This is a genomic window from Huijunlia imazamoxiresistens, assembly GCF_037132455.1.
Taxonomy (GTDB): domain Bacteria; phylum Bacteroidota; class Bacteroidia; order Chitinophagales; family Chitinophagaceae; genus Flavisolibacter; species Flavisolibacter imazamoxiresistens.
On record NZ_JBBBEI010000019.1, the window covers coordinates 71,007 to 94,488 of the forward strand.

The 23,482-nt window shown below is 55.3% G+C and carries 22 protein-coding genes; 1 reads left to right on the forward strand and 21 read right to left on the reverse strand.

What is annotated here, in order from left to right; genetic code table 11:
* Window positions 1-7 precede the first annotated feature (7 nt).
* The 12 genes from V9K67_RS20000 to V9K67_RS20055 all read right to left on the reverse strand — a co-directional run bounded on the left by V9K67_RS20000 (window position 8) and on the right by V9K67_RS20055 (window position 10,473).
* A complete protein-coding gene (locus V9K67_RS20000) occupies window positions 8-277 on the reverse strand; it encodes a hypothetical protein (protein WP_336725549.1) in 270 nt (89 codons plus the stop codon).
* A 271-nt stretch (window positions 278-548) separates the two neighbouring features.
* Window positions 549-1,640, reverse strand: a complete 1,092-nt coding sequence (locus tag V9K67_RS20005) for an AI-2E family transporter (protein WP_336725551.1) — start codon at window positions 1,638-1,640, stop codon at window positions 549-551.
* 133 nt (window positions 1,641-1,773) lie between these two features.
* A complete protein-coding gene (trxA, locus tag V9K67_RS20010; RefSeq protein WP_336725552.1) occupies window positions 1,774-2,070 on the reverse strand; it encodes a thioredoxin in 297 nt (98 codons plus the stop codon).
* Window positions 2,071-2,227: 157 nt separating this feature from the next.
* Window positions 2,228-3,427: a lycopene cyclase family protein gene (locus tag V9K67_RS20015; RefSeq protein WP_336725553.1), complete on the reverse strand. Its 1,200-nt coding sequence runs from the start codon at window positions 3,425-3,427 to the stop codon at window positions 2,228-2,230.
* A 13-nt stretch (window positions 3,428-3,440) separates the two neighbouring features.
* On the reverse strand, window positions 3,441-3,959 hold the full coding sequence (locus V9K67_RS20020; RefSeq protein ID WP_336725554.1) for a sterol desaturase family protein: 519 nt from the start codon (window positions 3,957-3,959) through the stop codon (window positions 3,441-3,443).
* Between the two features lie 122 nt (window positions 3,960-4,081).
* Window positions 4,082-4,621, reverse strand: coding sequence for an isopentenyl-diphosphate Delta-isomerase (gene idi / locus V9K67_RS20025; RefSeq protein WP_336725556.1), 540 nt, complete (start codon window positions 4,619-4,621; stop codon window positions 4,082-4,084).
* Window positions 4,618-5,457 carry a phytoene/squalene synthase family protein gene (locus V9K67_RS20030; protein ID WP_336725558.1) on the reverse strand — a complete coding sequence of 280 codons (840 nt, stop codon included), beginning with the start codon at window positions 5,455-5,457 and terminating at the stop codon, window positions 4,618-4,620. The genes idi and V9K67_RS20030 overlap by 4 nt, the downstream gene beginning before the upstream one ends.
* A gap of 6 nt (window positions 5,458-5,463) precedes the next feature.
* The gene (locus V9K67_RS20035; protein WP_336725561.1) at window positions 5,464-6,936 is read right to left on the reverse strand and encodes a phytoene desaturase family protein; all 1,473 of its coding nucleotides are present in this window, start codon (window positions 6,934-6,936) and stop codon (window positions 5,464-5,466) included.
* Window positions 6,933-7,412 carry an RNA polymerase sigma factor gene (locus V9K67_RS20040; protein ID WP_336725563.1) on the reverse strand — a complete coding sequence of 160 codons (480 nt, stop codon included), beginning with the start codon at window positions 7,410-7,412 and terminating at the stop codon, window positions 6,933-6,935. The genes V9K67_RS20035 and V9K67_RS20040 overlap by 4 nt, the downstream gene beginning before the upstream one ends.
* 133 nt (window positions 7,413-7,545) lie before the next feature.
* Window positions 7,546-8,424, reverse strand: a complete 879-nt coding sequence (locus V9K67_RS20045) for a MerR family transcriptional regulator (RefSeq protein ID WP_336725565.1) — start codon at window positions 8,422-8,424, stop codon at window positions 7,546-7,548.
* 95 nt (window positions 8,425-8,519) lie between these two features.
* The gene (locus V9K67_RS20050; protein ID WP_336725568.1) at window positions 8,520-9,251 is read right to left on the reverse strand and encodes a tyrosine-protein phosphatase; all 732 of its coding nucleotides are present in this window, start codon (window positions 9,249-9,251) and stop codon (window positions 8,520-8,522) included.
* Entirely contained in the window at window positions 9,238-10,473 is a 1,236-nt protein-coding gene (locus tag V9K67_RS20055; protein ID WP_336725570.1) for a glycosyltransferase, read from the reverse strand. Before V9K67_RS20055 ends, V9K67_RS20050 begins: the two co-directional genes overlap by 14 nt.
* A 262-nt stretch (window positions 10,474-10,735) precedes the next feature.
* On the opposite strand from V9K67_RS20055, the gene V9K67_RS20060 reads away from it, so the two are divergent.
* Window positions 10,736-11,998, forward strand: a complete 1,263-nt coding sequence (locus V9K67_RS20060; protein WP_336725572.1) for a hypothetical protein — start codon at window positions 10,736-10,738, stop codon at window positions 11,996-11,998.
* Here the strand turns inward: V9K67_RS20060 and asnB are convergent.
* The 9 genes from asnB to V9K67_RS20105 form a co-directional block, all read right to left on the reverse strand.
* Window positions 11,983-13,890, reverse strand: a complete 1,908-nt coding sequence (gene asnB / locus V9K67_RS20065) for an asparagine synthase (glutamine-hydrolyzing) (RefSeq protein WP_336725575.1) — start codon at window positions 13,888-13,890, stop codon at window positions 11,983-11,985. The genes V9K67_RS20060 and asnB overlap by 16 nt on opposite strands.
* Before the next feature lie 109 nt (window positions 13,891-13,999).
* On the reverse strand, window positions 14,000-15,124 hold the full coding sequence (locus tag V9K67_RS20070) for an acyltransferase family protein (protein WP_336725576.1): 1,125 nt from the start codon (window positions 15,122-15,124) through the stop codon (window positions 14,000-14,002).
* Window positions 15,125-15,291: 167 nt separating this feature from the next.
* Window positions 15,292-16,365, reverse strand: coding sequence for a glycosyltransferase (locus V9K67_RS20075; protein ID WP_336725578.1), 1,074 nt, complete (start codon window positions 16,363-16,365; stop codon window positions 15,292-15,294).
* 31 nt (window positions 16,366-16,396) lie between these two features.
* Window positions 16,397-17,587, reverse strand: coding sequence for a glycosyltransferase family protein (locus tag V9K67_RS20080; protein WP_336725580.1), 1,191 nt, complete (start codon window positions 17,585-17,587; stop codon window positions 16,397-16,399).
* A gap of 49 nt (window positions 17,588-17,636) precedes the next feature.
* Window positions 17,637-18,476 carry a glycosyltransferase family 2 protein gene (locus V9K67_RS20085; protein WP_336725582.1) on the reverse strand — a complete coding sequence of 280 codons (840 nt, stop codon included), beginning with the start codon at window positions 18,474-18,476 and terminating at the stop codon, window positions 17,637-17,639.
* Window positions 18,451-19,554, reverse strand: coding sequence for a glycosyltransferase (locus tag V9K67_RS20090; protein ID WP_336725584.1), 1,104 nt, complete (start codon window positions 19,552-19,554; stop codon window positions 18,451-18,453). Before V9K67_RS20090 ends, V9K67_RS20085 begins: the two co-directional genes overlap by 26 nt.
* Window positions 19,555-19,596: 42 nt before the next feature.
* The gene (locus tag V9K67_RS20095) at window positions 19,597-20,754 is read right to left on the reverse strand and encodes a glycosyltransferase family 4 protein (protein ID WP_336725586.1); all 1,158 of its coding nucleotides are present in this window, start codon (window positions 20,752-20,754) and stop codon (window positions 19,597-19,599) included.
* A 3-nt stretch (window positions 20,755-20,757) separates the two neighbouring features.
* Window positions 20,758-22,527: an asparagine synthase-related protein gene (locus tag V9K67_RS20100; RefSeq protein ID WP_336725588.1), complete on the reverse strand. Its 1,770-nt coding sequence runs from the start codon at window positions 22,525-22,527 to the stop codon at window positions 20,758-20,760.
* Window positions 22,524-23,480 carry a glycosyltransferase family 2 protein gene (locus tag V9K67_RS20105; RefSeq protein ID WP_336725590.1) on the reverse strand — a complete coding sequence of 319 codons (957 nt, stop codon included), beginning with the start codon at window positions 23,478-23,480 and terminating at the stop codon, window positions 22,524-22,526. Before V9K67_RS20105 ends, V9K67_RS20100 begins: the two co-directional genes overlap by 4 nt.
* Window positions 23,481-23,482: the final 2 nt, after the last annotated feature.

Genomic DNA, 23,482 nt, shown 5'->3' on the forward strand with positions numbered 1-23,482 from the left:
GCCGGCTTCAGTCGAGCAGTACGTAGATCTCCGACAGGTCGATCTGGTCGAGGTAGAAGTCGAGCCGCCGGTAACTGCTGAAGGCGTTCACCCGGAGCACCCGGCTTTGGCGTTTATGGAGCCATACCTCGCAGTAAAAACTATTCAGCTGGAAAAGAGCTACCCGGCATTGCTCGGCATTGCGGTATACATCGAGGTACACGCCATATTCCTGCAGCACTTCCATCTGCTCCTCGGTTTCCAGGGCGATAAACTGGTGTAGGGTCGGTGGCTTCATGGGCAACACGGTTTCCTACAATTTAAGAAAGAAGTTTCACTTTGCCCAATGCCCCCTTTTCCAGGGGTGGAAAAGAAAAAGCCCGCTAAGACTAGCAGGCCGATCAATTAACCTATTCAAGAAAAAATCTTTACTCAAAGGTAACCGGCTGCCGGCATCGAAAAAACAAAGGCTGAGGAGAATCAGTTGCCCCCTGCGGGGGGCTGACTAAAGTCATATGGGCCGGTAGGAATTGGTTGATTGGTTAGTTGGTTAATTGGGGGCAGACCGTTCAGGCTTTGGAGCGAGAAAACCACTTTTTCAGCCATTCCAGGGAACCGTGGGGCTTTTCGCGCTTTTCCATGCCCAGCAAAAAGCCATACGGGTTCAGCCCTTCCACGTTGTCGCAAATGATCTTGGCAATGCCCAGGACGGGAATGGCCAGCACCATGCCGGGGATGCCCCAGATCAGCTCGCCCGCTACCAGGCCCGCAATGGTGAACAGGGGATTGATGTTGACGCCGGCGCCCACCACCAGGGGTTCGAGCACATAGGTCTGGAAAAACTGGATGGAGAAGTAGGTGACGATGACGCCCAGGACCATGGCGGGGCTGCCTCCCTGAGCAAAGACCATCAGGATGGTGATGGCATTGCCGGTAAGGTTGCCCACGAAGGGAACGATCTCGAGCAGGCCGCAAAGGATGGCAAAGAAAATGGCATTCTCGACGCCCACGATGGAAAAGCCGATAGCGTACAATACCCACAGGCAGGCGATCATGGCGGTAAGCCCCGACAGGTATTTCTGGGCCACCCGGCTGCAGTTGGACATGAGTGCGGCGGCATTTTTCTGCCGGCCGGGAGGCAGCAGCATCAGCACGAATTTCTTTAAATGGCTGCGGGAATACAGGAACAGGAACAGGTACACCAGGAACAGCACCACGTCGGCCACCAGGCTGCCCAGCCCCAGCAGCAAACGGCTGAACGTATCGCCCAGGCCGGTGTACGAGCCGCTGTTCAGGAACTGCCGCTGCTGGTGCTCGGATATGCCGAAGGACCGGCTGATGTAATGGCGCAGCTCCTCCAGCTGCCGCACCAGGTTCTTTTCGATGCGCCCGGCATCCTTGGCCACATCGGACACCTGCCAGTACAGCAGGCCAAAGATGGCCGACGCCACCAGCAGCAGCACCAGGATGCACAACAGGATCGCCACCACCTTGTGCACGCCCCTGTTCTCCAGCCAGCGGCTCACCGGGAAAAAGAGCATGGCCATCAGGCCGGCAAATGCAAGGGGCACCAGGAACGGCCGCGCATAATACAAGCCCGCAATGAGCAGGAACAGCAGCAACAGCAGGTGCACCCACTTTTTCAACATCAAACCTTCCATTACCGGCTAATATAGCATTTAGATCAGGGAATTGGTTCATTGGTTCATTGGGAATCGGGAAGCCTCCCCAATAAACCCGGCAGGTTTGCGGTAGCCGAAGGAACGCGTAAACTTGTAAACCCGTAAACTATTTTCAGTTATGCTGCTGTATGACCTGGACCAGTGTCTGTGCCGGGACGACGCCGGACTGCCGCCATTTTACCTGGCCGCCCTTGAATAAGATGAGGGTGGGAACGCCCTGGATCTGGAAGTGCCGGGCGGTATCGGGGTTTTTGTCGATATCCACTTTGATGATGGTGACCGCATCGCCCAGGGCCTCCTTCGTTTGCTTTAATACCGGGGCCATCATTTTACAGGGGCCGCACCATTCAGCGGTAAAGTCTACCAATACCGGCTTGTCGGACTGGAGCACTTCCTGGAAACTTTTCATGTCTTTTTAGCTTTTTGGAGCAGAAAAGGTACCAAATTAAAGTTTACGCGTTCACCAGTTGAGTTCCTGGGTTTCTGAGTTCCTATGTTCCTGAGTTCCTGAGTTAGGAGTTTGCCCCCTAATTCCGAATATCCCAATGAACCAATTAACCCATACCTTACTGCCCACCTGCGTGCGCCCACAAATGCTGCACTGCCGAGCGGAAAAAGGGAAAGGTGGGCAGGGTGCAGAGGAGGCGGAGGTCTTCGGGCAGGGAGGTTTCGTTGTCCAGGAACTTCAATACGCGGGGCGTGGGGTTGCGGCGGAACAGCTGGGCAAAGATCCGGTCGCCCGGAAGGCTGTTTTTATCCAGGATGTTCAGCAGCACGCTATCATAAAAGTGAAAGCGAGGGGAACTGCGGGGCGAAAAGGGGGTGCCCGTCCGGACCAGGTGCTGCACCATGGCCGCCGACTGCTTTTGAATAAAGCGGAAGGTATAACCGCTGGAACCCTTGGTCTGGCCACCGGCGGTGCCGATATGCAGGATGTTGCCCTGAGAAGAGGGGAAGGAATAATTGGTCATCGGAATAACGCCGAACTCCTTTTCGGTGATGGAATAATTGCGGAGCTGCAGCCGCCCCTCCACGTATGCTTTCAATTCTGCTTCATAAGCGGTATCGGGCAACAGGTTTTTTGAAAATACCGTGTACTCCACCAGCGCGCGGTTGGGCGCCACCGGCAGCACGTAAAAAAAAGCGGTGCCATTTTTCTGGCAGGTGCGCATATCCATCAGGGTGGCCACTCCGGGCGAAAATGCCGCACCGGCAGTCTCCACCATCCATCCCTTGAAATGCTGCAACAGCCAGTACTGGTGCGGCAGCAACCGGGGCTGCGGTGGCGGCACGCTGTTGAAAATATAATCGGCGTACAGCTTTTGACCGTCCGCCTGTACAAAGGTTTCGCCCGGCCGGCTTTCCATGCCTTCAATGGAAGCCCGGGTAAAGGAGATGCCCCCGTGCTGCGCCAGGATGCTGCGGCTGTAGTGGTAAAAGTCAATGCCCCGGATCATCTTGTACGTATAGGGCGCCGGCGTCAGCAGCCGCGAAAGGGCGTTCGAGTGGAACCACAACTGGTCCCATTCCTTGCAGACGATGGGTTGAAAAGGACCCGCTTCTTTTTCCCAGAAACACCAGGTGCGGTCGTTCCTGTTTTTCAGGTCGCTGTCGATGACCAGGATGCGTTTGTCCTGCAGCCTGCCGGACTGTACCAGGTGCACCAGCAGGCTCAGGCCGGCGCAGCCCGCACCGGCCACGATGTAGTCGTAGCGGTCCTGCACCGCGGCGCGGGGCCAGCCTATATCCTGTAATTGTTGTTCCAATGGTATCGGTGATTTACGGGCGCCCCGCATCCGCTTCGGGGGCGTAGCCCACCTTTTTGCCTGCCATCAGCTTTTTATCGTTCCGCACCTTCTGCCAGTACTTTTTGTGCACGTACAGCATGCCGAAGCTTTCGCCTTCGTGCCGGTCGAGGTGGCGGTGGTGCATTTTGTGCGCCCAGCGGATGGCGCGTACGTAGGTATTGCGGCTGCGGCGGAACCATTTGAAGCGCTGGTGGATGATCACGTCGTGCACCAGGAAATAGGCCGCTCCGTAGGCCATGATGCCGAAGCCGACGGCCTGCATCCACCAGGCAGGCGTATAGGTTCCGAAATAGATCAATAAAATGCTGGGAACGGCAAAGATGACGAAGAACCAGTCGTTCTTTTCAAAAAAGCCGGGCTCCTTCTGATGGTGGTCGCGGTGGAGGTACCACAGGAAGCCATGCATCACGTACCGGTGCGTGGCCCAGGTAACCGCCTCCATCAGGCAGAAGGTACCAAAAAGGACAAGTATGTAATAAACGGGAAGCATTTTGTAACGTTTTTCGGTTGAAGATTCCTGATAGTTCCAGAGTTCACGAGTTCCAAAGTTCCTTCGGCTACCGGCAGCCCCAATTCCCAATTAACCAATTAACCAATATCCCAATATTCAAATTACCGGCCCCCGGCCCCATACCGCTGCAGCCACCAGGTTTCGATGGTGGGAAAAGCCAGCCGGAACCAGGCGGTGAACCGGGCGGGATGGGCGATGATGGTTTCCTTCAGGTGCGGCATGGACTGGTAGGTATAATCGGCCACCTCCTGTTGGTTGAGGGTAAGGGGTCCTTCGTATTCGCCGGCAAACACATGGTCGAACTCGTGCTCCACCAGGTTGTTCTCCACCTCTGCCCGGTAGGTAAATTCGAAAATCTTTTGCAGGGAGGTGGTAAAGCCCAGCTCCTCCTGCAGGCGCCGGCGGGCGGCGGCCTCCACCTCTTCGCCGGGGAAGGGATGGCTGCAACAGGCATTGCTCCACAACCCGGCGCCATGGTATTTCTGCAGCGCCCGCTGCTGCAGCAGCATGCGGCCCTTTTTGTCAAAAACAAACACGCTGAATGCCCGGTGCAGCAAGCCTTCGCGGTGCGCCTGCATCTTTCCCATCGTGCCTGCCGGCTCGTCGTTTTCCGTAACCAGTATTACTTGCTGCTCGCTCATATCATTCGTAAGGTATTTCTGATGCTTGCCTTGAAAAGAATATACGCCTTGTGGTAATCGGGCACGCGGATCCGCTGGTGCAGGATCAGGTGCGGCCGGGTACCTTTGATCTTGTTGAACAGGCAATAATAATACTTAAATGCTACATAAACGCCAAACCGGGCCTTGAGCGGGAGCTGCAGGATCCCCCCCTTTGCCCGGCGGAAGTCGGCCTCTATTTCGGCTTCGATCCGCTGCTTGTCCTGGTGGGTGAACCGGTGAAAGTCGCAACCGGGAAAATACATCCGCGACAGGTCGTGGAAGTCACTCTTGATGTCGCGCAGGAAGTTCACCTTCTGGAAGGCGGCGCCCAGGGCCTGGGCCGGCGCACGGAGACGCTGGTACAGGGCGGCATCCCCTTCGCAGAACACGTACAGGCACATCAGTCCTACCACTTCCGCCGAACCGTAAATGTATTCCTCATACCCCTGGCGGTCGTAGGCCTGGCGGGTAAGGTCGGAGGCCATGCTGGCAAAAAAAGCCCGGATCAGCCCGTGGTCGATGCCATAGGCCCGGACAGTCTGCTGGAAACTGTTCAGGATCGGGTTCAGGCTGATCCCCCTTTCCAGGGCATCAAAGGTCTGCTCCCGGAACTGTTGCAGCAGCCCTTCCTGGTCGTGCCCGTGAAAGGTGTCGACGATCTCGTCGGCCAGGCGAACGAACCCATAGATATTATAGATGGGCCCCTGCAGGTCGGCATGCAGCAGCCGGATGGCGGAAGCAAAAGAAGTGCTGTACAATTTGGTGACCGCCTGGCTGCAATGGCTACTGGCCTTGTCATACAGATCAACCGTCATATGCGCTTAGTTTAACAGTTTCAGAACTCTGCCGGAAGTCACCTCCCCGCTGATAAGACTGGGCGGCACTCCCGGTCCCGGCACCGTGAACTGGCCGGTATAAAAAAGGCGTTTTACCTTTTTACTTTCGCAGGACGGCCGGAAGATGGCCGTCTGCCCCAGCGTGTTGGCCAGCCCGTAGGCATTGCCTTTATAGGAGTTGTACCCGGACACGAAATCGCTGACCGAAAAGGTCTTTTTATACACCACATGCTCCTTTATGGACTCGCCGGTATGTTGCTCCAGGCGGCGGACCACCTTGTCGAAATAGTGTTCGCGGAGGGCTTCGGTATCCTGCTCCAGGCCCGCGGCCACCGGTATCAGCAGCACCAGGTTCTCGCAGCCTTCGGGGGCGGCCGAAGGGTCGGTGACCGAGGCGGCGCTGACATAGAACAGCGGCTCCTCGGGCCAGCGGGGCTGGCGGTAGATCTCCCCGGCATGGCGGTCGAAGGGCACGTCGAAGAACAGGGCGTGGTGGCACAGGCGGGGCAGTTTTTTGCCGATGCCCACGTAATACAGCAGGCAGGAAGGCGCCAGCACTTTCTTGTCCCACCAGGCCTCGGGATAGCTGCGGAAGGCCGGCGGCAGCAGGTGCTTTTCGGTAAAATAATAATCCGCCCCGCTGATCACCGCGTCGGCCCGGTAGGTGCCCTTGTCCGTGGCCACGCCCCGGGCGGCGCCTTGTTCCAGAACGATCTCCCGGGCCTCCTCGCCAAAACGGAACGCCACCCCCAGCTCCACCGCCAGCCGGTGCATGGCCTCCACTACCGAATACATGCCGCCCTGCGGGTACCAGGTGCCGCCGACGATGTCGGCAAAATTCATCAGGCTGTACAGGGCGGGCGTATTCCGCGGCAGCGCCCCCAGGAACAGCACGGGAAATTCCATCAGCTGCCGCAGCTTGTAGTGCCGGAAATATTTGCCCACGTGCCGCTCCATGGAGGTAAACACGTCGAGGCGGAACAGGTTGCGGAGCACCTGCCAGTCGAGGAACTCGGTCACCGACCGGCCGGGTTTGTAGACGATGTGCTGCACCCCTACCCGGTACTTGCAGGCGGCTTCTTTCAGGTAGCGGTCGAGCTGGCGGCTGCTGCCCGGCTCAATAGACTCGAACAGGCTTTGCAGCTCACTGTAGCCGGCGGGAATATCGGTGCCTCCATCGGGCCAGTACACCCGGTACGAAGGGTCGAGCCGCGTGAGGGTGTAGTAGTCGGACACCTGTTTGCCAAACTGGGCAAAAAAACGGTCAAACACATCGGGCATCCAGTACCAACTGGGGCCCATATCAAACGTAAATCCCTGCGCCTGCAGCCGTGCGGCACGGCCGCCGGCGGTGGCGTTCTTTTCCACGACCGTTACCCTATAACCGGCCTTAGCCATAAAGGCAGCCGCCGACAAGCCGGCAAAGCCAGCGCCTATGATGATGACCGATTTATTCACCGTTCGATTTGTTTTTGTAAGATTTTCCGGGCAAAGTGGATGCGGCTCTTCACCGTTCCCAGCGGCTCGTCCAGCGCCCGGGCGATTTCCTCATACTTATATCCCTGCACATGCAGCACAAAGGCGTTCTTATACACTAACGGCAAACCGTACACCGCGGCATGCAGCTCTTTTATCCGCCCGGGCTCCGGCAGGTAGGAACCATTGCTGTACTCAAAATACCGGACCGTCTCCAGCGCCGCTTTTTTGCGCTTTTCCCGGCGGTAATCATTAATAAAGATGTTGCGCATGATGGTGTACAGCCAGGCTTTGATGTTGGTCCCAGCCTGGTAATGGGTCCGGTACACGAATGCCTTGCACAGGGTTTCCTGGCACAGGTCCCGGGCCGCCTCGTAATTGCGGGTAAGACTAACGGCAAAAGGCGTCAATCCTTCCGCGTTGTTCAATACCAGGCTCTGAAATTCAGGGATGCTCACTTTGTTGAATATTTTTTCAGATAAAATTAAACAAAAATGAGGCCTAAAACAAGCTCATGCAGGAGAAACTTTCAAACTACAAAAGTCTCGGAGACTTTTGTAGTTTCTCCGGTCTCCGGTAGTTTTTGCAGGGCTATTGGGCGGAAAAGGCGTATTCCATCAGGTCCTGGATGGAGGAGAGGAAGTCGACATTGGCGGGGAACTTTTTGGGGTAGCGTGCCGGAACGGGACCGGAAAGGAGGATGCGGGCGCCGTTACTGCCATGGGAAAGCTGGGTCAGGAACTTTTCGAAATGCAGCTGCCGGGGGAAGGACACGAGGTGGAGGTAGAGAAAGGCGGGTTTCTTTTTGTTGACCACGTAAAACAGGTCGTCCAGGGGCAGGTTGGCCCCCAGGTAGATCACGGGCAGCGACCGCTCCTTCAACAGGTAATATACGTACAGCAGGCCCAGCTCGTGGTGCTCGTCTTCGGGCAGGAACAGCAGGAAGAGGGGTTCGGTGCCGTGCACCAGGGGCAGGGCGTCGATGCCGGCAATGATCTTTTCGCGGATGATGTTGGAGACGATGTGCTCCTGGGCGGGGTTGATGGAGTCGGCCTGCCACAGGATGCCCACTTTTTCCAAAAAGCTGAAGATGACGGTGGTGATGGTTTTGGCCAGGCCGTGGCGGTGGATGTGGCGGTCGAGCACCTCCTGGAAGCCGGTCTGCTCGACGTTGACCATCAGGCCGATGAGCTCATTGATCAGTAATTCGTATTCCGCTTCCGGCACCTGCAGGTTCAGGGCCGCCGCCGTCCGCTGCGGGGGCGTCATTTCGTCGATGCGGGAGATCTTGTAGCCATGCTTGTTCAACAGGGCCACCGTCAGCAGGGTTTTTAATTCTTCGTTGGAGTACGTGCGGATATTGGTGGCCGTACGGTCCGGCTTCAGGAAATTATAGCGCTGCTCCCATATGCGGATGGTATGGGCCTTGACCCCGGAAAGCGCCGCCAGTTCTTTAATCGTGAACGCCATGATTTTATCCTTACAACTAACTTACAAAAAAGTTTACGAGTTTACGAGTTATTTCCAGGCCTGAAGAACTCGTAAACTCGTAAACTCGTAAACTCCTACAGAGAACTGTTCATCCACTCCCGCTCCTGCAGTTCGCGGTACAGGGGCGAGGAGGAGAGTTTGTGGAGCAGGGCCAGCTGGCGGTCGTGGTGGGCATCGGTGCCGGCCAGCTGGTAGTAATCGTTTTTGAGGAGGTACTCGGCCAGCTGGCGGCTTTCGTCGCCGTAAAAGCCGGTCAGGGAAAGCAGGTTCAGCTGGAACAGGCAGCCGGCATCCCGCAGGGTGTCGAAATATCCTTTTTTGCGCAGCAGGTAGGTGTAGCGCTCCGGGTGGGCCAGCACGGGCTGGTAGCCCTGCAGCTGCAGTTCAAAAAGGGTATCCTGCAGGTCCAGGGGGGCCAGCACCATGGAGAATTCCACCAGCACCAGTTTGTCGCTGAGGCACAGCAGCGGCGCCTTGGCCTTCACCTGGGCCGAAAAGTGGTCGTCCAGGAAGTATTCGGCGGCGGCCTTCAGCTCTATTTCCAGGCCCTCGCTGCGGGCGGCAGCCTGCAATTGGGCCAGCGCCGGGCTGATGGTTTCGGGCGTGTTGGGATACAGCTCCCAGTAAATATGCGGCGTGCTGATGATCCGTTTGTATCCCAGCTGCACGAAGGCCCGGAGCATGTTCAGCGAGCTTTCCATATCCGGGGCGCCGTCGTCCAGCCCCGGCAGCAGGTGGGTATGCATGTCGGTATGCAGCCAGCCCAGGTCGACCGTCGTCGGCTGCTTTTTTCTAAAAAAAAGCATTGCGCAACTTTTTTTGGAGCGACCGGCCGTTCTGCTTCCGCTCCAGGAGTTCGTAATACAATTGGGACATTTCGTTCATCAGGCGCTGGTAGCTGAACCGCTCCATCACGTACTGGCTGCTGTTGCCGCCCAGGCGGAGGCGCAGGCGGTCGTCCTCAACCAGGCTCAGCAGGTTTTGGCAGAAGGTGGCTTCATCGGCGATCTCGGACAGCAGGGCCGTTTCCCCTTCTTTGACGATATCCTGGATGCCGCCCACTTTTGTGGACACGATCGGCTTGTTGGCGGCCTGGGCCTCGATGAGGCTGACCGGCGTGCCCTCGTTAAAGGAGCAAAGCGTAATGATGTCCAGTCCGGCGGTGATGGTATCGACGTCGCTGCGCCAGGAGGTAAAGATCAGGGGGTGCGGGTGGGTGGTGTCGGTTTCGGTGGAAAAGCCGATGCCCGCCGCTTTGGCCGCGGCTTCCAGGTCGGGACGGGTTTCGCCGTCGCCTACGATAAAGGCTTTGACCTTTTTGGAAGAATGCTGCAGCACGTGGGCCAGCCCTTTCAGGAACAGGGCATGGTTCTTAATGGGCACCAGCCGGCCGATGATGCCGATGGCGATCTCGTCGTCGGCTACGCCGAACTCTTTTCGGAATTGGATGCGCTTGGCGGGCTGGTTGTGCTGGAACTTGTCCAGGTCGAGGCCCAGGCGGATCAGGCGGAACTTTTTCTCGGGGGCAATGCGGAAGTCTTCCACCAGCTCTTTCTTTTGCTGGTCGCTGATGGTGATGATGGCGTCCGACTTGCGGGCCAGGAAGCGTTCGGTATTGATGAAGAACTGGGTCTTCACGGCGTTGAAGTACGAGTGGAACACGTGGCCGTGGAAGGTGTGCACGATCGCGGGCACGTTCATGGCCGAAGCGGCCAGGCGGCCCAGGGTGCCGGGCTTGGCGGCATGGGTATGCACGATATCGGGCTTGAAGTCTTTTATGAGTTTTTTCAGCTGCTGGTAGGCGCCAAAATCCGAGGTGGGATTGATGGAGCGGCCCATGCCCGGGATGACGTGATAACCGATGCCCAGCCTGTCGGTCAGGAAGTCGGCGCTCTTTTCATGGCTTTCCCGCTCTCCCACTACCAACAGTGTTTCGAACTCCGAAGGCATGTATTTGGTCAGGTACGTGGCATTCAACACAGGTCCGCCTACGGCCAGGCGGTTCAATATACGTAAGACTCTGGGCATTATTCGCTTAGGTTTACAGGTTCCGGATACGGATTTAGATAAAGGTTAAGACGCTATTTTGCAAATAGGAGGCAAAAATATGGTAGTATTGCAAATTTTTTAATTATTTTATTACTTCCGCAGACCAGAGACGTGCATTATGCAGTATTTATCGATATGGGATCTTTTCCTGACGCCAATATATCTGATTGTTCTTTCGGCAATCGCAAAGAACCAACGGGATAAAAGATACCCATTCGGACATCCCTTACGGAAATATTATATGCAGGGCCTGTACCTGAAGTTTGCCGGCGCCATTTTCATTGCCCTGGTTTACCAGTTTTATTATGGCTCGGGGGATACCTTCTTTTATTTCAAGCATGCACGCGGTATTAATGCGACCTTCAGCGAATCCCCTTCCATCTGGTTCAAGCTGCTGCTGCGCACCCCGCTGGAGGAGGCCCCGGAGTTGTACGCCTACATTCCCAGGCTGCCCTTTTACAAAGATCCCGCCTCCCATATGGTAGGAGCGATCGCCGCGGTCTTCGGCATTTTGAACGGGAACACCTATCTGCCCATCGCCGTGCTGTTCGCTTTTTTATCCTATACCGGCATCTGGGCCATGTTCCGCACGTTTGTCAATATTTATCCCCACCTGCACAAACAGCTGGCTACTGCCTTCCTGTTCATCCCCAGTACGTTTGTATGGGGGTCCGCCATCTTCAAGGATACCGTCTGTATGTTCGGCCTGGGCTGGCTTACCTACACCTCCTTCCGGGTATTTGTGAACCGTGACTTTTCGCTCAAGAACTTAATCTTGTTTTTCCTGAGCTTTTACCTGATCTTAAAGGTAAAGGTATACATCCTGCTGGCCTTTGTTCCGGCCTTGTCCATCTGGCTGCTGACCACCTATTCGTCGCGGATCCAATCCAGTGCCTTGCGCTTCATCGCACGCCTGGCCTTCATGGCGATGGCTGCCGGTGGCTTTTTGTTCTTTACCCGGATCTTTGCCCAGGAACTGAACCGCTACTCCCTGGAAGATATCGCCCAAACGGCCAATACCACCCGCAACTGGATTTCCTACTCCTCCGGCGATGAAGGATCGGCCTATGACCTGGGCGCCTTTGACCCCAGCATCGGGGGGATGCTGAAAAAGTTTCCCCAGGCCGTGGTGGTGACCCTGTTCCGTCCCTTTCCCTGGGAAGCCCGCAAGATGATCGTGATGCTGTCGGCCGCGGAAGCACTGGTCTTCCTGTATTTTACCATCAAAGCCTTTCGGCGCCGGGGCCTGGGGAACAGCTTCCGCCTGATCTTCAAAGATCCCAACCTGTTCTTTTGCCTGATCTTCTCGCTGATCTTCGCCTTTGCGGTGGGCATTTCGTCGTACAACTTCGGGTCCTTATCCCGCTACAAAATCCCCTGCCTTCCGTTCTATGCCGCCCTGCTGGTGATCATGCTGCACGATGACAAGCAAAAAAAAGCCGCCCAACGAACACGTCAGGCGGCGGAACTCAGTAAGCGGGAAGCGACTCAGGAGGCCATATAGCGCTTCCACCAGTTCTGGAACACGATCAGGGCCCAGATGATGGCGTGGCTGTCGCCCGGGTTGTTCGACAGCAGTTGCTTTTTCAGGCTGCGGGTGGCTTCCAAGCTGAAGATGCCCTGCTGTTCCACGAAGGCATCGCTCAACAGATCGTTGTCGATCAGGGGCCACAACTCTTTCCGGAACCAGCCCAGGAGCGGGATCTCGAATCCCTGCTTGGGACGGTTATAGATCTCTTCGGGCAGGAAGGGACGGAAGGCATCCTGCACCAGTTTCTTTTTCATGGAGGCGTCGATTTTGAAATGGGTGGGCAGGCCAAAGGCAAATTCCACCACGCTGGTATCCAGGAAGGGGCTCCGGATCTCCAGGCTGTTGGCCATGCTCATCAGGTCCACCTTCACCAGCATATCGCCCTGCAGCACCAGGTTCATATCGGCCAGCAGCACTTCGTTGAAGTCGGCGCCCTTGATGGGACCGGCAAATTCATTGCGGATCTCGTCCAGCCGGGCGGTATTGATCTGCTGTTTTACCCGGTCGTGCAGCAGGCTGAGGCTTTCGTTCCTGCTCTGGAAAGCCGCCCAGCGCCAGTAGCGTTCGGCGGGCGTCAGGCGGGCGCCGATGGCGTAGCGGTGCAATTGCCGGAACTTGTTGGTCAGCTTGTTATTGCGGCTTTTGGGCAGCAGCTCCAGTACGGGCGCCGCCTTTTTGACCAGGGTGTTGAGGGCGCCGCCCTGGCGCATCCGCCATTCGGCCGCGTGCTTGTTGTAGCCGGCAAACACCTCGTCGCCCCCGTCGCCGGACAGGGCCACGGTCACGTGCTTGCGGGTATGATGACTCAGGATATAAACCGGGATGGCCGAGGAGTCGGCAAAAGGTTCGTCGATATAATCCAGCACGGACTGCACATGTTCCAAAAAGTCATCGTTGCCCAGGGAGAAGACGGTATGCTCGGTCTTGTATTTTTTGGCCACCAGCTTGGCATAATGGGTCTCGTCGAAATACGGGTTGTCCTTGTAGCCGATGGAAAAGGTATTGAGCTTGTTGGTATGGCGGGCCGCCAGGGCTACCACCACCGAGGAGTCGATGCCCCCGCTGAGGAAGGAGCCCAGGGGAACGTCGGCGATCATCCGCGACTGTACCGATTCGTCCATCAGGTCCACCAGCTTTTTCTGGGCCGTTTCGTAGGTGAGACGGCCGTATTCCTGGGGCTTCAGGTTCAGTTCGTAATAGGGCCGCGAGAACACCTGCTGGCCCGGGCGCACCACCAGGAAGTGCCCCGGCTTCAGTTTCTGCACATTTTTTACGAGGCTGTACGGCTGCGGGATGTAGTTCAGCTGAAAATAGACCGGCAGCAGGTTCCAGTTGATCTCTTTGGGAATGCCGTTCTCGAACAGGGCCTTCATTTCCGAGGCAAACAGCAGCTTCTCCTCGTCGAGGTAAAACAGCAGCGGCTTTTTGCCGTAGCGGTCGCGCACCAGCACCAGCTCGCCGGTTTGGTTATCGTAGAGGGCGGCGGCAAAAAATCCCTGCAACAGCTCGAACGCCTTTTCCTTCAATTGGGCGTAAAGGGCCAGGAACACCTCGGTATCGGATTGCGACCGCAGTTGCTGCTGCGCTTCCGGGCTCAGGTACTGTTGGCGCAATTGCTGGTAATTGAAGATCTCGCCGTTGAAGGCGATGGTATACCGGCCGTCGGGCGTGGTCATGGGCTGACTGCCCGCGCAGGATACGTCAATAATCGATAACCGGCGATGGCCCAGCGCCACATTGCCGCTGAGGAAAACATCACCCCCATCCGGCCCCCTTTTTACAAGTGCCGCGTTTGCTGCCGGCACCTTTTCCAGGAACCCGCTACCTTTCGCATTAAAGGCGAATCCACCACTTATACCGCACATAGTCTGTTGAATTTATTATGAAAAAAAGAAGCCAGGCACGTTGAAATGAACCAGGGAACGTTTGTGATTGCGCAGGAATGCAAACAAATCGCACCCGACATCCAACTATCTATTGCTGCCGGTTCTGTAAAACGGGATTTAAGGAAACCCTCTGCAATTCCAATCTATTGATTAACCATTTGCCCATTCGCTGCATAGGTTGCTCCACAAAGCGAAAAATAAGGCTGGCAATAAGAGCAACCAAGCCTAGTACCACGAAAAAACGGATACAATAGTTTGCCAGGGCAAAAGGAAACGAATTCGCTGGCACAAAATCAACAAATGAAAACTTTGTCATCCAGTGTAGAATGCCGAAATGAACGATATAGGCACTGTAACTGATCCGTCCAAAGAAAGTGAAAAAAGGGTTTACCAGGAAGGTAAAATCATTCCGCGATAGAGCCACCAACAGCAGGGAGAAGGCTATTCCGAAAAACATTACGGGCGAGATCATGGCTCCCAGGATGATGTTTGCGGCTATCAGAAGGGAAACTGCCAGCAGGTTACCTGCACTGACCGCGTAATCCCGCTTTACAACAATAAAAAAGGCAATAATCCCACATGCAAACACAGGCAGTTGGCTGGGAAGATAAAGGCCGATGTATTGGCTCCATATTTTTTCCGTAAAACCCGAATTGAAATGACCAAGCATCCGCGTCAGGAGAAAGTTTAGCACTACAGTGCCTACAAAAAAAGTAATCGCCTTGTTCAGTGAACTAATATACTTCAATAGCACAGGTACCAAGCAGTAAAACATCATTTCCACGGTAATCGACCATCCGCCCGGGACCAGCGAATTGAACCAGTTAGGATTAAATCCATGCAAAAACAAAAAATTGGAAATAATATTGCCGGTTTCTATTTCGTGGGGACCACCTAACCAATGGTTCACTTCGCCATTAAATTGCCAAAAGTAGTAAGCAATCCCAAGGTAATACACCGGCGCTATCCGGAAAAACCGTCGAATAAAGAAGTTTCTTGTAGGGTGCAGCTCACCTTTTCGATTCCACCCGGATAGAAATAGGGTAAATGCACTGGCGACAAAGAATAATTGTACTCCCCTTGCTCCACTTTTAAATAGGGCAATAATAATCGGATGATTATTGTTGGTTCCATATTGCATGGTATGAATTGCTATTACCATTAAAATAGCCAGTCCCCGGAGAGCATCAATATAGTTCAGTTTTTTTTGCATAAAAAAAATGAATAAACAATTAGTCGAAGGCTGCGCGCTTGATGGTCATGTTGCCAGCTCGGCTTCGAATTATCTTCAGGTTTTATTACAATTATTTCTTCACTTTCCTAACAGCAACATTCTACAGGAAAAATAGTAATACAAGTAAAATGGAACGCAAGAGTGTATTATGAAAAAAAGGAAAGGAAATTGGCCGCATTGGACTGGACGCTGTATTCGCCGACGATCTTTTCCCGGCCGGCCTTGCCCATGGCCCGGCGCAATCCGGGGTTTTCCAACAGGGTCTTCAGGGCTTCGTACCACTCCTGTTCGCTGCTGCACAGGAAGCCTGTTTGTCCCTGCTGCACAATATCGCGGTTCACCCCTACGGGGCTGGCTACGGAAGCGATGCCCAGCGACAGGTATTGAATCAGCTTAAAACCGCATTTGCCTTCGCTCCAGGCGTCGGCAATGAGCGGCATCACTCCTATATCCATTTTTATCAGGTCGTCGATCTCGGTGCTTTCCTGCCATTTCATGAATTTCAGGGACTTCAGCTCGAAAGCCGGCGGCTGGTTGCAGATGACCAGGAACTCGAAGTCGAATTCCTTTTCCAGCCGTTGCAGCACCGGGTAAATGATATCGAGGTACTTCAGCGTCGAGTGCGAGCCGGTCCAGCCGATGACCACCTTACCCGAAGCCGGGGCTTCCCGCAGGCGGTTGAACCTTGTTTCCACGTCCACGCAGGTAGGGTTGACCACCACGCGGTTGTTGTAGCGCTCCGACCAACCGGCCAGGAAGCGGTTGCCGGCGGAAACCTTGTGCGACCATTTACAAATATAGGCCACCTTCCAGAAGCACTTGACCGACCGCGCCAGCTTGTTGCTTTCGGTGACGTTCGGGATCCAGATGGCGTCGTCGAAGTCGAAAATGACCTTTTTGCGCAGCACCCGCGCCAGCAGCCACTCGAACACCGGCGGGCCCAGGGGCGACGCTTCCCGGTGCACGAAAACGAGGTCGTACTGCCGCGAATCGAACAGCACCTTGCGGAAACGTTTTAAAAACCCTTTGACCACCGCCAGGCCCTTCTGCAGGGAAGAGCCCCCCTTGTACAGGATATCCCAGGCATCCTGGTCCAGGAATTCATGGGTATCGTAGGGGATCCGGTGCTGTTGCAGCAGGCTGAAAAACGCTTCTACCCGGAAACGCTGGGAGGGCGCCTGCTTCAGCGGATAGGGCAAAATAAAAAGTACCTTTTTCAAAGAAGTGAATATTGTCTGTGCCGGTTGCGCGTTACAGCAACCCAAAATGTTTATACGCCTCCACGCAGCGTTCCAGGCTGCGGTAGCGGCGGGCGACCTCGGCAATGGCTTGCCGGCCGTTACGCATCCGCAGTTTTCCTACCACCGTTTCCAGGTACCGGTCGTCGCGGTCCTGCCAGTCGAGGGGAAGCACCGCCCCGATCTGCTGGCGGCCGATGATGTCCGAATCGTCGCCCACTCCCGTGGTGATCAATACGGGCAGTCCGTTGGCCCAGTACTCGCCTACTTTGATGGCCGAACAGAATTTGCGGCTGGGCGCCGGCTTGATGGTGGCCAGTGCAAAATCGGCGGCCGACAGGTAATAAGGCACCTCCTGGTGGGTAGCGGTCAGGATGCGGAACCGCTCCTTCGGCAATCCGAATTTTTCGATCTTATCGAACAGGGCCGCATGGTTGTCGGGCGTCAGGATGATGATGACCAGGGAGGGCACTATTTTCATCAGCCGCCTGAATAATTCGAAGGCCTCCTCGTCGTAATAGATCCCGCCAAACTTACCCACGTAGATACTCACCAGGGCCCCGGGGGCTACCTGGAGCTTTTCGCGGATGCGCTGCCGCTGCCCGTCATCGAAGGCAAACCGCTGTAGGTCCACGCTGCAGGGGACCGTAACGATCCGGGAGCTGCAGACGCCTTCGGTTACCAGCTGGGCTTTATAATTTTCCGCCACCGGCATCAGGCCGGCCGCCGTGGATTTGATCTTTTCTTCCCATTTCTTCTGAAACAGGTAGCGGGGGTCCGACTTGCGCCAGACATCCGACTCCAGCATGTAATCGGCGTGCGGCTCAAAAGATTCGACGTAATAAGGGATTTGCTTTTCCTTACAGATCTTATACACCAGCGCCCCGGCCGGTGAGCCCCGGGCAATAACCTTTTTAATGTCGAACTCGCGGATAAGGGATTTCAGCGCGCCGGGGAAAATGACAAAATCATTGATCTTGTTGAGCAGGTTGACCGGAAAGTTCCGGCTCACCAGGGGCCGGTAAACCACCTTGGGATGGCCGGGAATTTCCGCCGGGTTGCCCCCTGCGCCGTTCCGTTCGATGGTCACAAAGATGATCTGCTCCACCTTGTCGGAAGCTGCCAGCAGCTTCAGGTGGGGAAAAACCGTTGCCTGGGTCAGTCCTTCCGACAACCCCCAATAACAGAGATAAAGTATATTCACTTTTGGTCCTTATTCAAATAATGTAAGCGCAAAATTATATCCCGGGAGCTTAGGAGGCAGCAGCGCTCCGGAAAAGCCGGCCCAGCTGCGACAGGCCCTTTCCATATTGGCGGGCGGCGACAAAGGAAAGCAATAGGATCCGCATGATGCGCAGCTCCAGCCGCTTCCAGTCCAGGAAACCGACTTCCGGCATTTTTTTCACCTCCCCGAGGATCCGGTTGTAGCCCTTTTCCAAACCGGCCAGGTTACTCATGGCCGAGCTATTGCTTTGCCGGTACAGGTAACAAACTTCCGGCAGGAAGTGGTAGACCAGCTGGTAACGGACGGCATTATTCAGGTAGAACAGGTAATCTTCGCCATGGGTCAGTCCTTCCTTCATGGGTAGGATCTGAAAATTGTTGCGCAGGAATACGTTGGGGCCGAAGAAGCAGGCACTGTTCAGGGTGATCAGGCCTTTCCACCACAAGCCGGAATAGGCGGGGGCATACGTGCGCAGCCGTTTGGAAAAATCGGCGTTGTACACGTCCACCTGCGAATCGAGCATCTGCACGCCGGGATGCTGGTGCATAAAGGCCAGGCGCCGTTCCAGGCTGGTGGAAGGCAACAGGTCATCGGCATCCAGGAAGCAGAGGAAATCGCCCCGCATCTGTTGCAGGCCCAGGTTGCGGGCACTGCTCACCCCGCGGTTCTGCTGGTGAAAATAGCGGATGCGGGCATCGTTGAAGGAAAGGACCACCTGCTCGGTTGCGTCTTTGGAACCGTCGTTGATCACCAGCAACTCCCAGTGACCGTGGCTTTGCTTCAATACGCTTTCAATGGACGCGCCAATGAAGGGTGCCGCATTGTAAGCAGGCATGATGATACTAACCAAGGGGTTTGTCGCAGACATCTTTTACCAGTTCAATGATTCGGAATAATTGGTTGCCGTAGGTATGGTTCCGGGCAAAGGCAATTCTTTTCTGCCGCTCGGCCTCGTTGTTGTAGTCGCCGAGGTTCGAGATCACTTTTTCAAACAGCGCCACATAATCGGCATTCTCATCGGACATGGCCAGGAGCTCGCGTTTATCCTTATACTCATCCATATAAGTGGACACGATGGTTTTGCCGCTGGCCAGGTATTCCACCACCTTGTGCGGGCTGGCCTGGTCCTGGTGGTGGGCCTGCTGGTAAAGCACCATCAGCACGTCGGTTTCGGCCATGTAGTCCTTGATGCGGCGGCTGTCCACCTTGCCTTCCAGCCGGCAATGAGGGTAGTTGCTGATGCGGCGGTAAAAGGCCTTTTCCTTCTGGTAAGGACCCACGAAGGTGAAGGTCACCTGCGGAAATTTCTTCACCACGGCTTCCAGCAGGTCCAGGTCCAGGAACATCATGTCCAGGTTGCCCACGTACAGGGCGTTTACCGTACCGTTTTTGGCGCGGCCGGGGGCCGGCGGTTCCGCCGAAAAGGCATTCTCCGTGACGCCGTGGTGGATCTTGAAGGCATTGCGGTTATACGGCAACAGGTTATTGCGGATCAGGTCGGTTGTACAAAAGCAGATATCCGCGGAGGAAGCGGCGGCTTTGAGGTTGAAATTCTGGTTCAGGTCTACCTGGTGGTAGATCTTCAGCACGTTCCGGGGCAGGAAGTTAAAATCGAAAAAGCGGGAATTCTCGAAATTCCACACAATGTCAAAAGTGACGCCTGCCGCTTTTTGCAGCCGGTCGATCAACAGGGCATCCACCTTGCGGGAAAGAAAGGCCGGGAAAAACCGCTGGCCTTTCACCAGCGGCTGGTAATCTACGGTAAAAATATGCTTATACCCCGGGGCCGGCTGCACCTTCAGCCCGCTGGCGGCGCCCGGCGGGTTGAGGAAGTACACCACATGCCCTTTCTTACTCAGCTCGATGGCATAGTGATGCTTGCTCACGAAGATATGCGACCAGGGCTCGGGGGAGATCAACAGAATATTTTTCGGATAAAAACTCATCTTGCTTTTTTACTTATAGTTTAAAGGGGCCCTAAGGTGGCGTCACCCTACTGCGGCTGCGGAAGCGGACGCAGCATAAATGGAACCCAGCTTCTTCATTTCGGTTGCCCGGTTGCCCCGTTCCAGGATCCTTCCCGTGCACAGGTCTTTATTGACGGCCGTCCGTCCTTCCAACACTTCCCCGATGGTACGGGCCAGCTCCGCCGGCTCCCAGGAGGAAAGCTTCAGGATGGTATTGTCGAAGATATCGGGGTCATACGCCAGGTTGCTGACGATCACGGGCGTGCCGCACAGCATGGCTTCCATGGCGCTGACCGGCGCACCGTCCGACAGGGGATTCATGACCACTGCCGAGGCTCCTTTATACATTTCCCAGATCGACTCCTGCCGCTGCCGGTTTAAAAACAGGAACCGGGCCTCAGGGTCCTGATCCATCAGGCCCCTGATCTTTTTTACATAGGCCGTATCGCTGCTGTCCTGGTCCACGAATACAAAACAATACTGCGCTTTGATCGCCTGGGGCAGCAGGCGGATGGCGGCGAGGCTGAACTCGTGGTTGTACAGCGGGCGCATATTGCGGGGAAAGAGCACATAACGGACACCGTTCAGCTCTTCCGGCAGGTGGCTGCGGTTGTCGGCCAGGATGCGTTCGGCCTCCACGCCGGTTCGGATGATCTCCACCGGGCTGCCGGGCGCCAGCTTCCAGACGTTCTCCTTCTGCAAATGCGAGGTGCAGGTAATCTTGTCGAACTGCTTCAGGGCGCGGCGGTACATCCAGGCGATGGTACGGTTCAGCAGGTCCTTGCGGCCGGCATGGGCCGGGATGGCCTTCAGGATGTCGGTGCCCCGGGTGGTCAGCAGCCAGTAGATAGGGCTTTTCGCCGGGCGGAAAAAGCACCAGAGCGCATTGGGCTCGGCGTACATGATGTGGAAGATATCGATCCGGTGCCGGTCCAATAACGCCTTCAGCTTGTCCCACTCCTTCAGCGTCCGCAAAAAGTGGCGCAGGGAAAAATCTTCCAGCGCCCCCACTATGGTTACCCCGTATTTTTGCCGGAACGATTCGTAGTCTTCGGGCCGCCAGGATTCCAGGTGGTGCTTCCGGGCCACCAGGAAGCAGGTGTACTGCGACGTAAAATAGCTGATCCACTTCAGGTCGTGGACAGAATTGGGATCGGCAAGGAAGAGGATATTTCGCATAAATTAACCCAGACTGATTTTGTTTTTCTTCATCCACAGATCAATGCCCGTAAACGCCAGCACCATCTTCTTGATATCGATATGCAGGTCCTTTTTTTCCAGGGCTTTCGACACCTGCTTATGAAAGACGGGGAATACCAGTTCTTTCAGCTCGCTGTTGTTGAAAACGTCGCGCAGGAAGTTGCGCACCTGCGCATCATCGAACCACGATACGTTCTGGTTGTTCAGGCCCACCTTGCTGCGGTAGATGAAATCCGGGGAGATATAATTCTGTAAAATCTTTTTCAGCGGGTATTTCACGATGTTGTCGGTGCTCTTTTCCTGCCAGCTGTACCGGCCCTGGTCTTTCAGGATGCTGGTGTAGAGGAAGGGAAAGATCACTTCTGCGCCGGGATTCACGTCATACACCTTTACGGTCGTTTGCTTGGCGGCGTACAGGGCCAGCTTCAGGATGGTATACTGGGCGTATTCACCGTTTTTGCCCGTTTGATCCAGCAGGTTGTAATACCACTTGTACTTGGACGCCAGGCTTTGGGTATACGCCTTTGCGTTTTTGAAACAGGCGTTCCCGAAAGGTCCCAGGTACCATTGCAGCTCCAGTAGGTTGGTATCTTCCTCGAAGCTGTCGCGGGGTATGAACCGGTCGTGCAGGGGAAGGTTATAAAACCGCAATACGCTGGACACGTATTCGCCGGCGCGCAGCATCCAGAAAGGCTTCTGTTCGCCCTTGATGATGGGTTTATTGTAATTTTTGCTGCCATAACAGCTGTCGGCCGCGGTTCCATCCACAATAGCGTTGATGGGAGTGCCATTGAGCTTGTGCCGGAAAAACGAACCTACGAATACCGAACCCGTATTGTCGATGACCGGCTGGATCAGATGCCCTGCCGCCAGTTCCATGGAGAGCACAAAATCGCTGCTGTCCATTTGCCAGATATGCAGGTCGGCCTTGGTGCCCTGGATGGCCCATTTGGCAAATTCAATTTCCTTATCCTCCTCGCCGAAATAAATGTAGTGGGCATTGTACGCGGAGGAGGTATGGCGGTTGTATAAACTGTTCAGCAGGGTGGAGTCGATGCCGCCGCTGATAAAGATCTGGGGCTGTTCCTGGGCTACCTGCTGCATGATGCCGTCCATCAGGCGTTCGGTGGTTTTCAGGTCGCCGCCTTCGAAGCTGTATTTATGGCGGTAATAAAACTGGAAGGCCGAAAGCGGGATTGCTTTTTTGGCCAGCATTTCTTCCAGGGTGCCGGCAGTGAGCTCCAGGAAGGTAGAGCACGGGAGGGCATGGATATCTTCCACCACGGTAAAATACTCCGGGGTTTCGCCGTACTTCAGTACGCCGAACAGCCCTTCGCGGCTCAATTTCTTTTGGGAATAAGGCAGCAGTTCCCGCAGGTCGTCGGAAAAGAAGAACGAATGGTCGCGGTACACATAATACCACCGGGCCCGGGAAAACTTGACGGAATTCAGCACCAGCTTAAACCCGTCCGCATCCCACACGACGTCCGCTCCCAGCAGCTCGTTTTCCAGGGAAGAAAGCAGCTCCTTGAGGAAAGGGATTTCTGAAAAAGCGGTCAGCTTTTTAAATTCCTGGCGGCCATCCAGTACCACAGGAAGGTCGGAGTAAAACTGAAACCGGTGCAGGTGGGTGTGGGTCACGCATTTCCTGCCTGCTTTGCGGAAGGCTATTTTGAAATGGCCCTGATCCGCCACCGGCATAAAATCAGCGCTGATTTCCGCTAACCGGTTTCCAACTTGAATGACACTCATGTAAACTTTGTTTGGATTTTCTTACGAAAGCAATAAAACAGGGTGCGGTAGTTGACCACCTTACCCGGCGACACCTTGATGGCGTCTATGGAAGCCTGGATGGCTTTGTCGTAGAGTTTGCTGTACATAAAGGAGCCGGCGTAGTACCGGTAAACCAGGGAGGGGTCGTTCTGGTAGGGCTGCAGCAGCTCCTCCATCTTGCGGTTGAGCAGGTCCAGCCGGTTGTCCATGATATCATCGGTTCCCTTCTGTTGGCGTTGTTTCCCCAGGTACTGCACCAGGTCGTAGGTAACGATCCTGCGGGGATCGATCTTTTTGGAGTTGGAGTTGGGGTTCATGCGGTAGTAGTACAGCACTTCGGGGATGTTCTCGCATTCATACTTTTCGGAGATCAGGTAGGCGAGGTCGTACACCTGGCAGGGCAGGCCGTCAAAGTATTCCCGGAAATAGCCCACTTCATCCAGCACTTTCTTCGGAACGAGAATCGTGGCCTCGCCAATGGGATTAAATTTCTTCATCCCTTCCTTTATTTCTTCGTTGGTCACCGGCTTCGAATTCACGCGGATAGCGGTTCCCGATTCGTCCATAGCCTGCACCCAGGTGCCGCAAAACCCGAGGTTGGGTTTTTGGGCAAACCGCGCCACCTGCTTTTCGAGGCGCTGGGGGTGGTTGGTGTCGTCCGCATCCATAAAAGCGATCAGTTCGCCTTTGGCATGCGGCAGCAGCTTATTGCGGGTCTTTAAAACCTTCAGGTTCTTCTCGTTGTGGAAACACCTGATCCGCGGGTCGGTATAGGAATCCAGGATGCGCCGCGTGCCGTCGGTAGACGCGTCGTCGGCCACCAGCAATTCCCAGTTGGTATAGGTTTGATTGAAGATCGTTTCAATAGTTTCCCTGACATACTTTTCTACATTGTATGCAGGCATGATGATCGATACCAGGGGTCCGTTCATGT

What these genes read in the sequence shown, in the direction of transcription:
- V9K67_RS20000 (WP_336725549.1), bottom strand. Translation starts at nt 277, where the DNA reads ATGAAGCCACCGACCCTACACCAGTTTATCGCCCTGGAAACCGAGGAG.
- V9K67_RS20005 (WP_336725551.1), bottom strand. Translation starts at nt 1,640, where the DNA reads ATGGAAGGTTTGATGTTGAAAAAGTGGGTGCACCTGCTGTTGCTGCTG.
- trxA (WP_336725552.1), bottom strand. Translation starts at nt 2,070, where the DNA reads ATGAAAAGTTTCCAGGAAGTGCTCCAGTCCGACAAGCCGGTATTGGTA.
- V9K67_RS20020 (WP_336725554.1), bottom strand. Translation starts at nt 3,959, where the DNA reads ATGCTTCCCGTTTATTACATACTTGTCCTTTTTGGTACCTTCTGCCTG.
- idi (WP_336725556.1), bottom strand. Translation starts at nt 4,621, where the DNA reads ATGAGCGAGCAGCAAGTAATACTGGTTACGGAAAACGACGAGCCGGCA.
- V9K67_RS20030 (WP_336725558.1), bottom strand. Translation starts at nt 5,457, where the DNA reads ATGACGGTTGATCTGTATGACAAGGCCAGTAGCCATTGCAGCCAGGCG.
- V9K67_RS20045 (WP_336725565.1), bottom strand. Translation starts at nt 8,424, where the DNA reads ATGGCGTTCACGATTAAAGAACTGGCGGCGCTTTCCGGGGTCAAGGCC.
- V9K67_RS20050 (WP_336725568.1), bottom strand. Translation starts at nt 9,251, where the DNA reads ATGCTTTTTTTTAGAAAAAAGCAGCCGACGACGGTCGACCTGGGCTGG.
- V9K67_RS20055 (WP_336725570.1), bottom strand. Translation starts at nt 10,473, where the DNA reads ATGCCCAGAGTCTTACGTATATTGAACCGCCTGGCCGTAGGCGGACCT.
- V9K67_RS20060 (WP_336725572.1), top strand. Translation starts at nt 10,736, where the DNA reads ATGCAGGGCCTGTACCTGAAGTTTGCCGGCGCCATTTTCATTGCCCTG.
- asnB (WP_336725575.1), bottom strand. Translation starts at nt 13,890, where the DNA reads ATGTGCGGTATAAGTGGTGGATTCGCCTTTAATGCGAAAGGTAGCGGG.
- V9K67_RS20070 (WP_336725576.1), bottom strand. Translation starts at nt 15,124, where the DNA reads ATGCAAAAAAAACTGAACTATATTGATGCTCTCCGGGGACTGGCTATT.
- V9K67_RS20085 (WP_336725582.1), bottom strand. Translation starts at nt 18,476, where the DNA reads ATGTCTGCGACAAACCCCTTGGTTAGTATCATCATGCCTGCTTACAAT.
- V9K67_RS20090 (WP_336725584.1), bottom strand. Translation starts at nt 19,554, where the DNA reads ATGAGTTTTTATCCGAAAAATATTCTGTTGATCTCCCCCGAGCCCTGG.
- V9K67_RS20095 (WP_336725586.1), bottom strand. Translation starts at nt 20,754, where the DNA reads ATGCGAAATATCCTCTTCCTTGCCGATCCCAATTCTGTCCACGACCTG.
- V9K67_RS20100 (WP_336725588.1), bottom strand. Translation starts at nt 22,527, where the DNA reads ATGAGTGTCATTCAAGTTGGAAACCGGTTAGCGGAAATCAGCGCTGAT.
- V9K67_RS20105 (WP_336725590.1), bottom strand. Translation starts at nt 23,480, where the DNA reads ATGAACGGACCCCTGGTATCGATCATCATGCCTGCATACAATGTAGAA.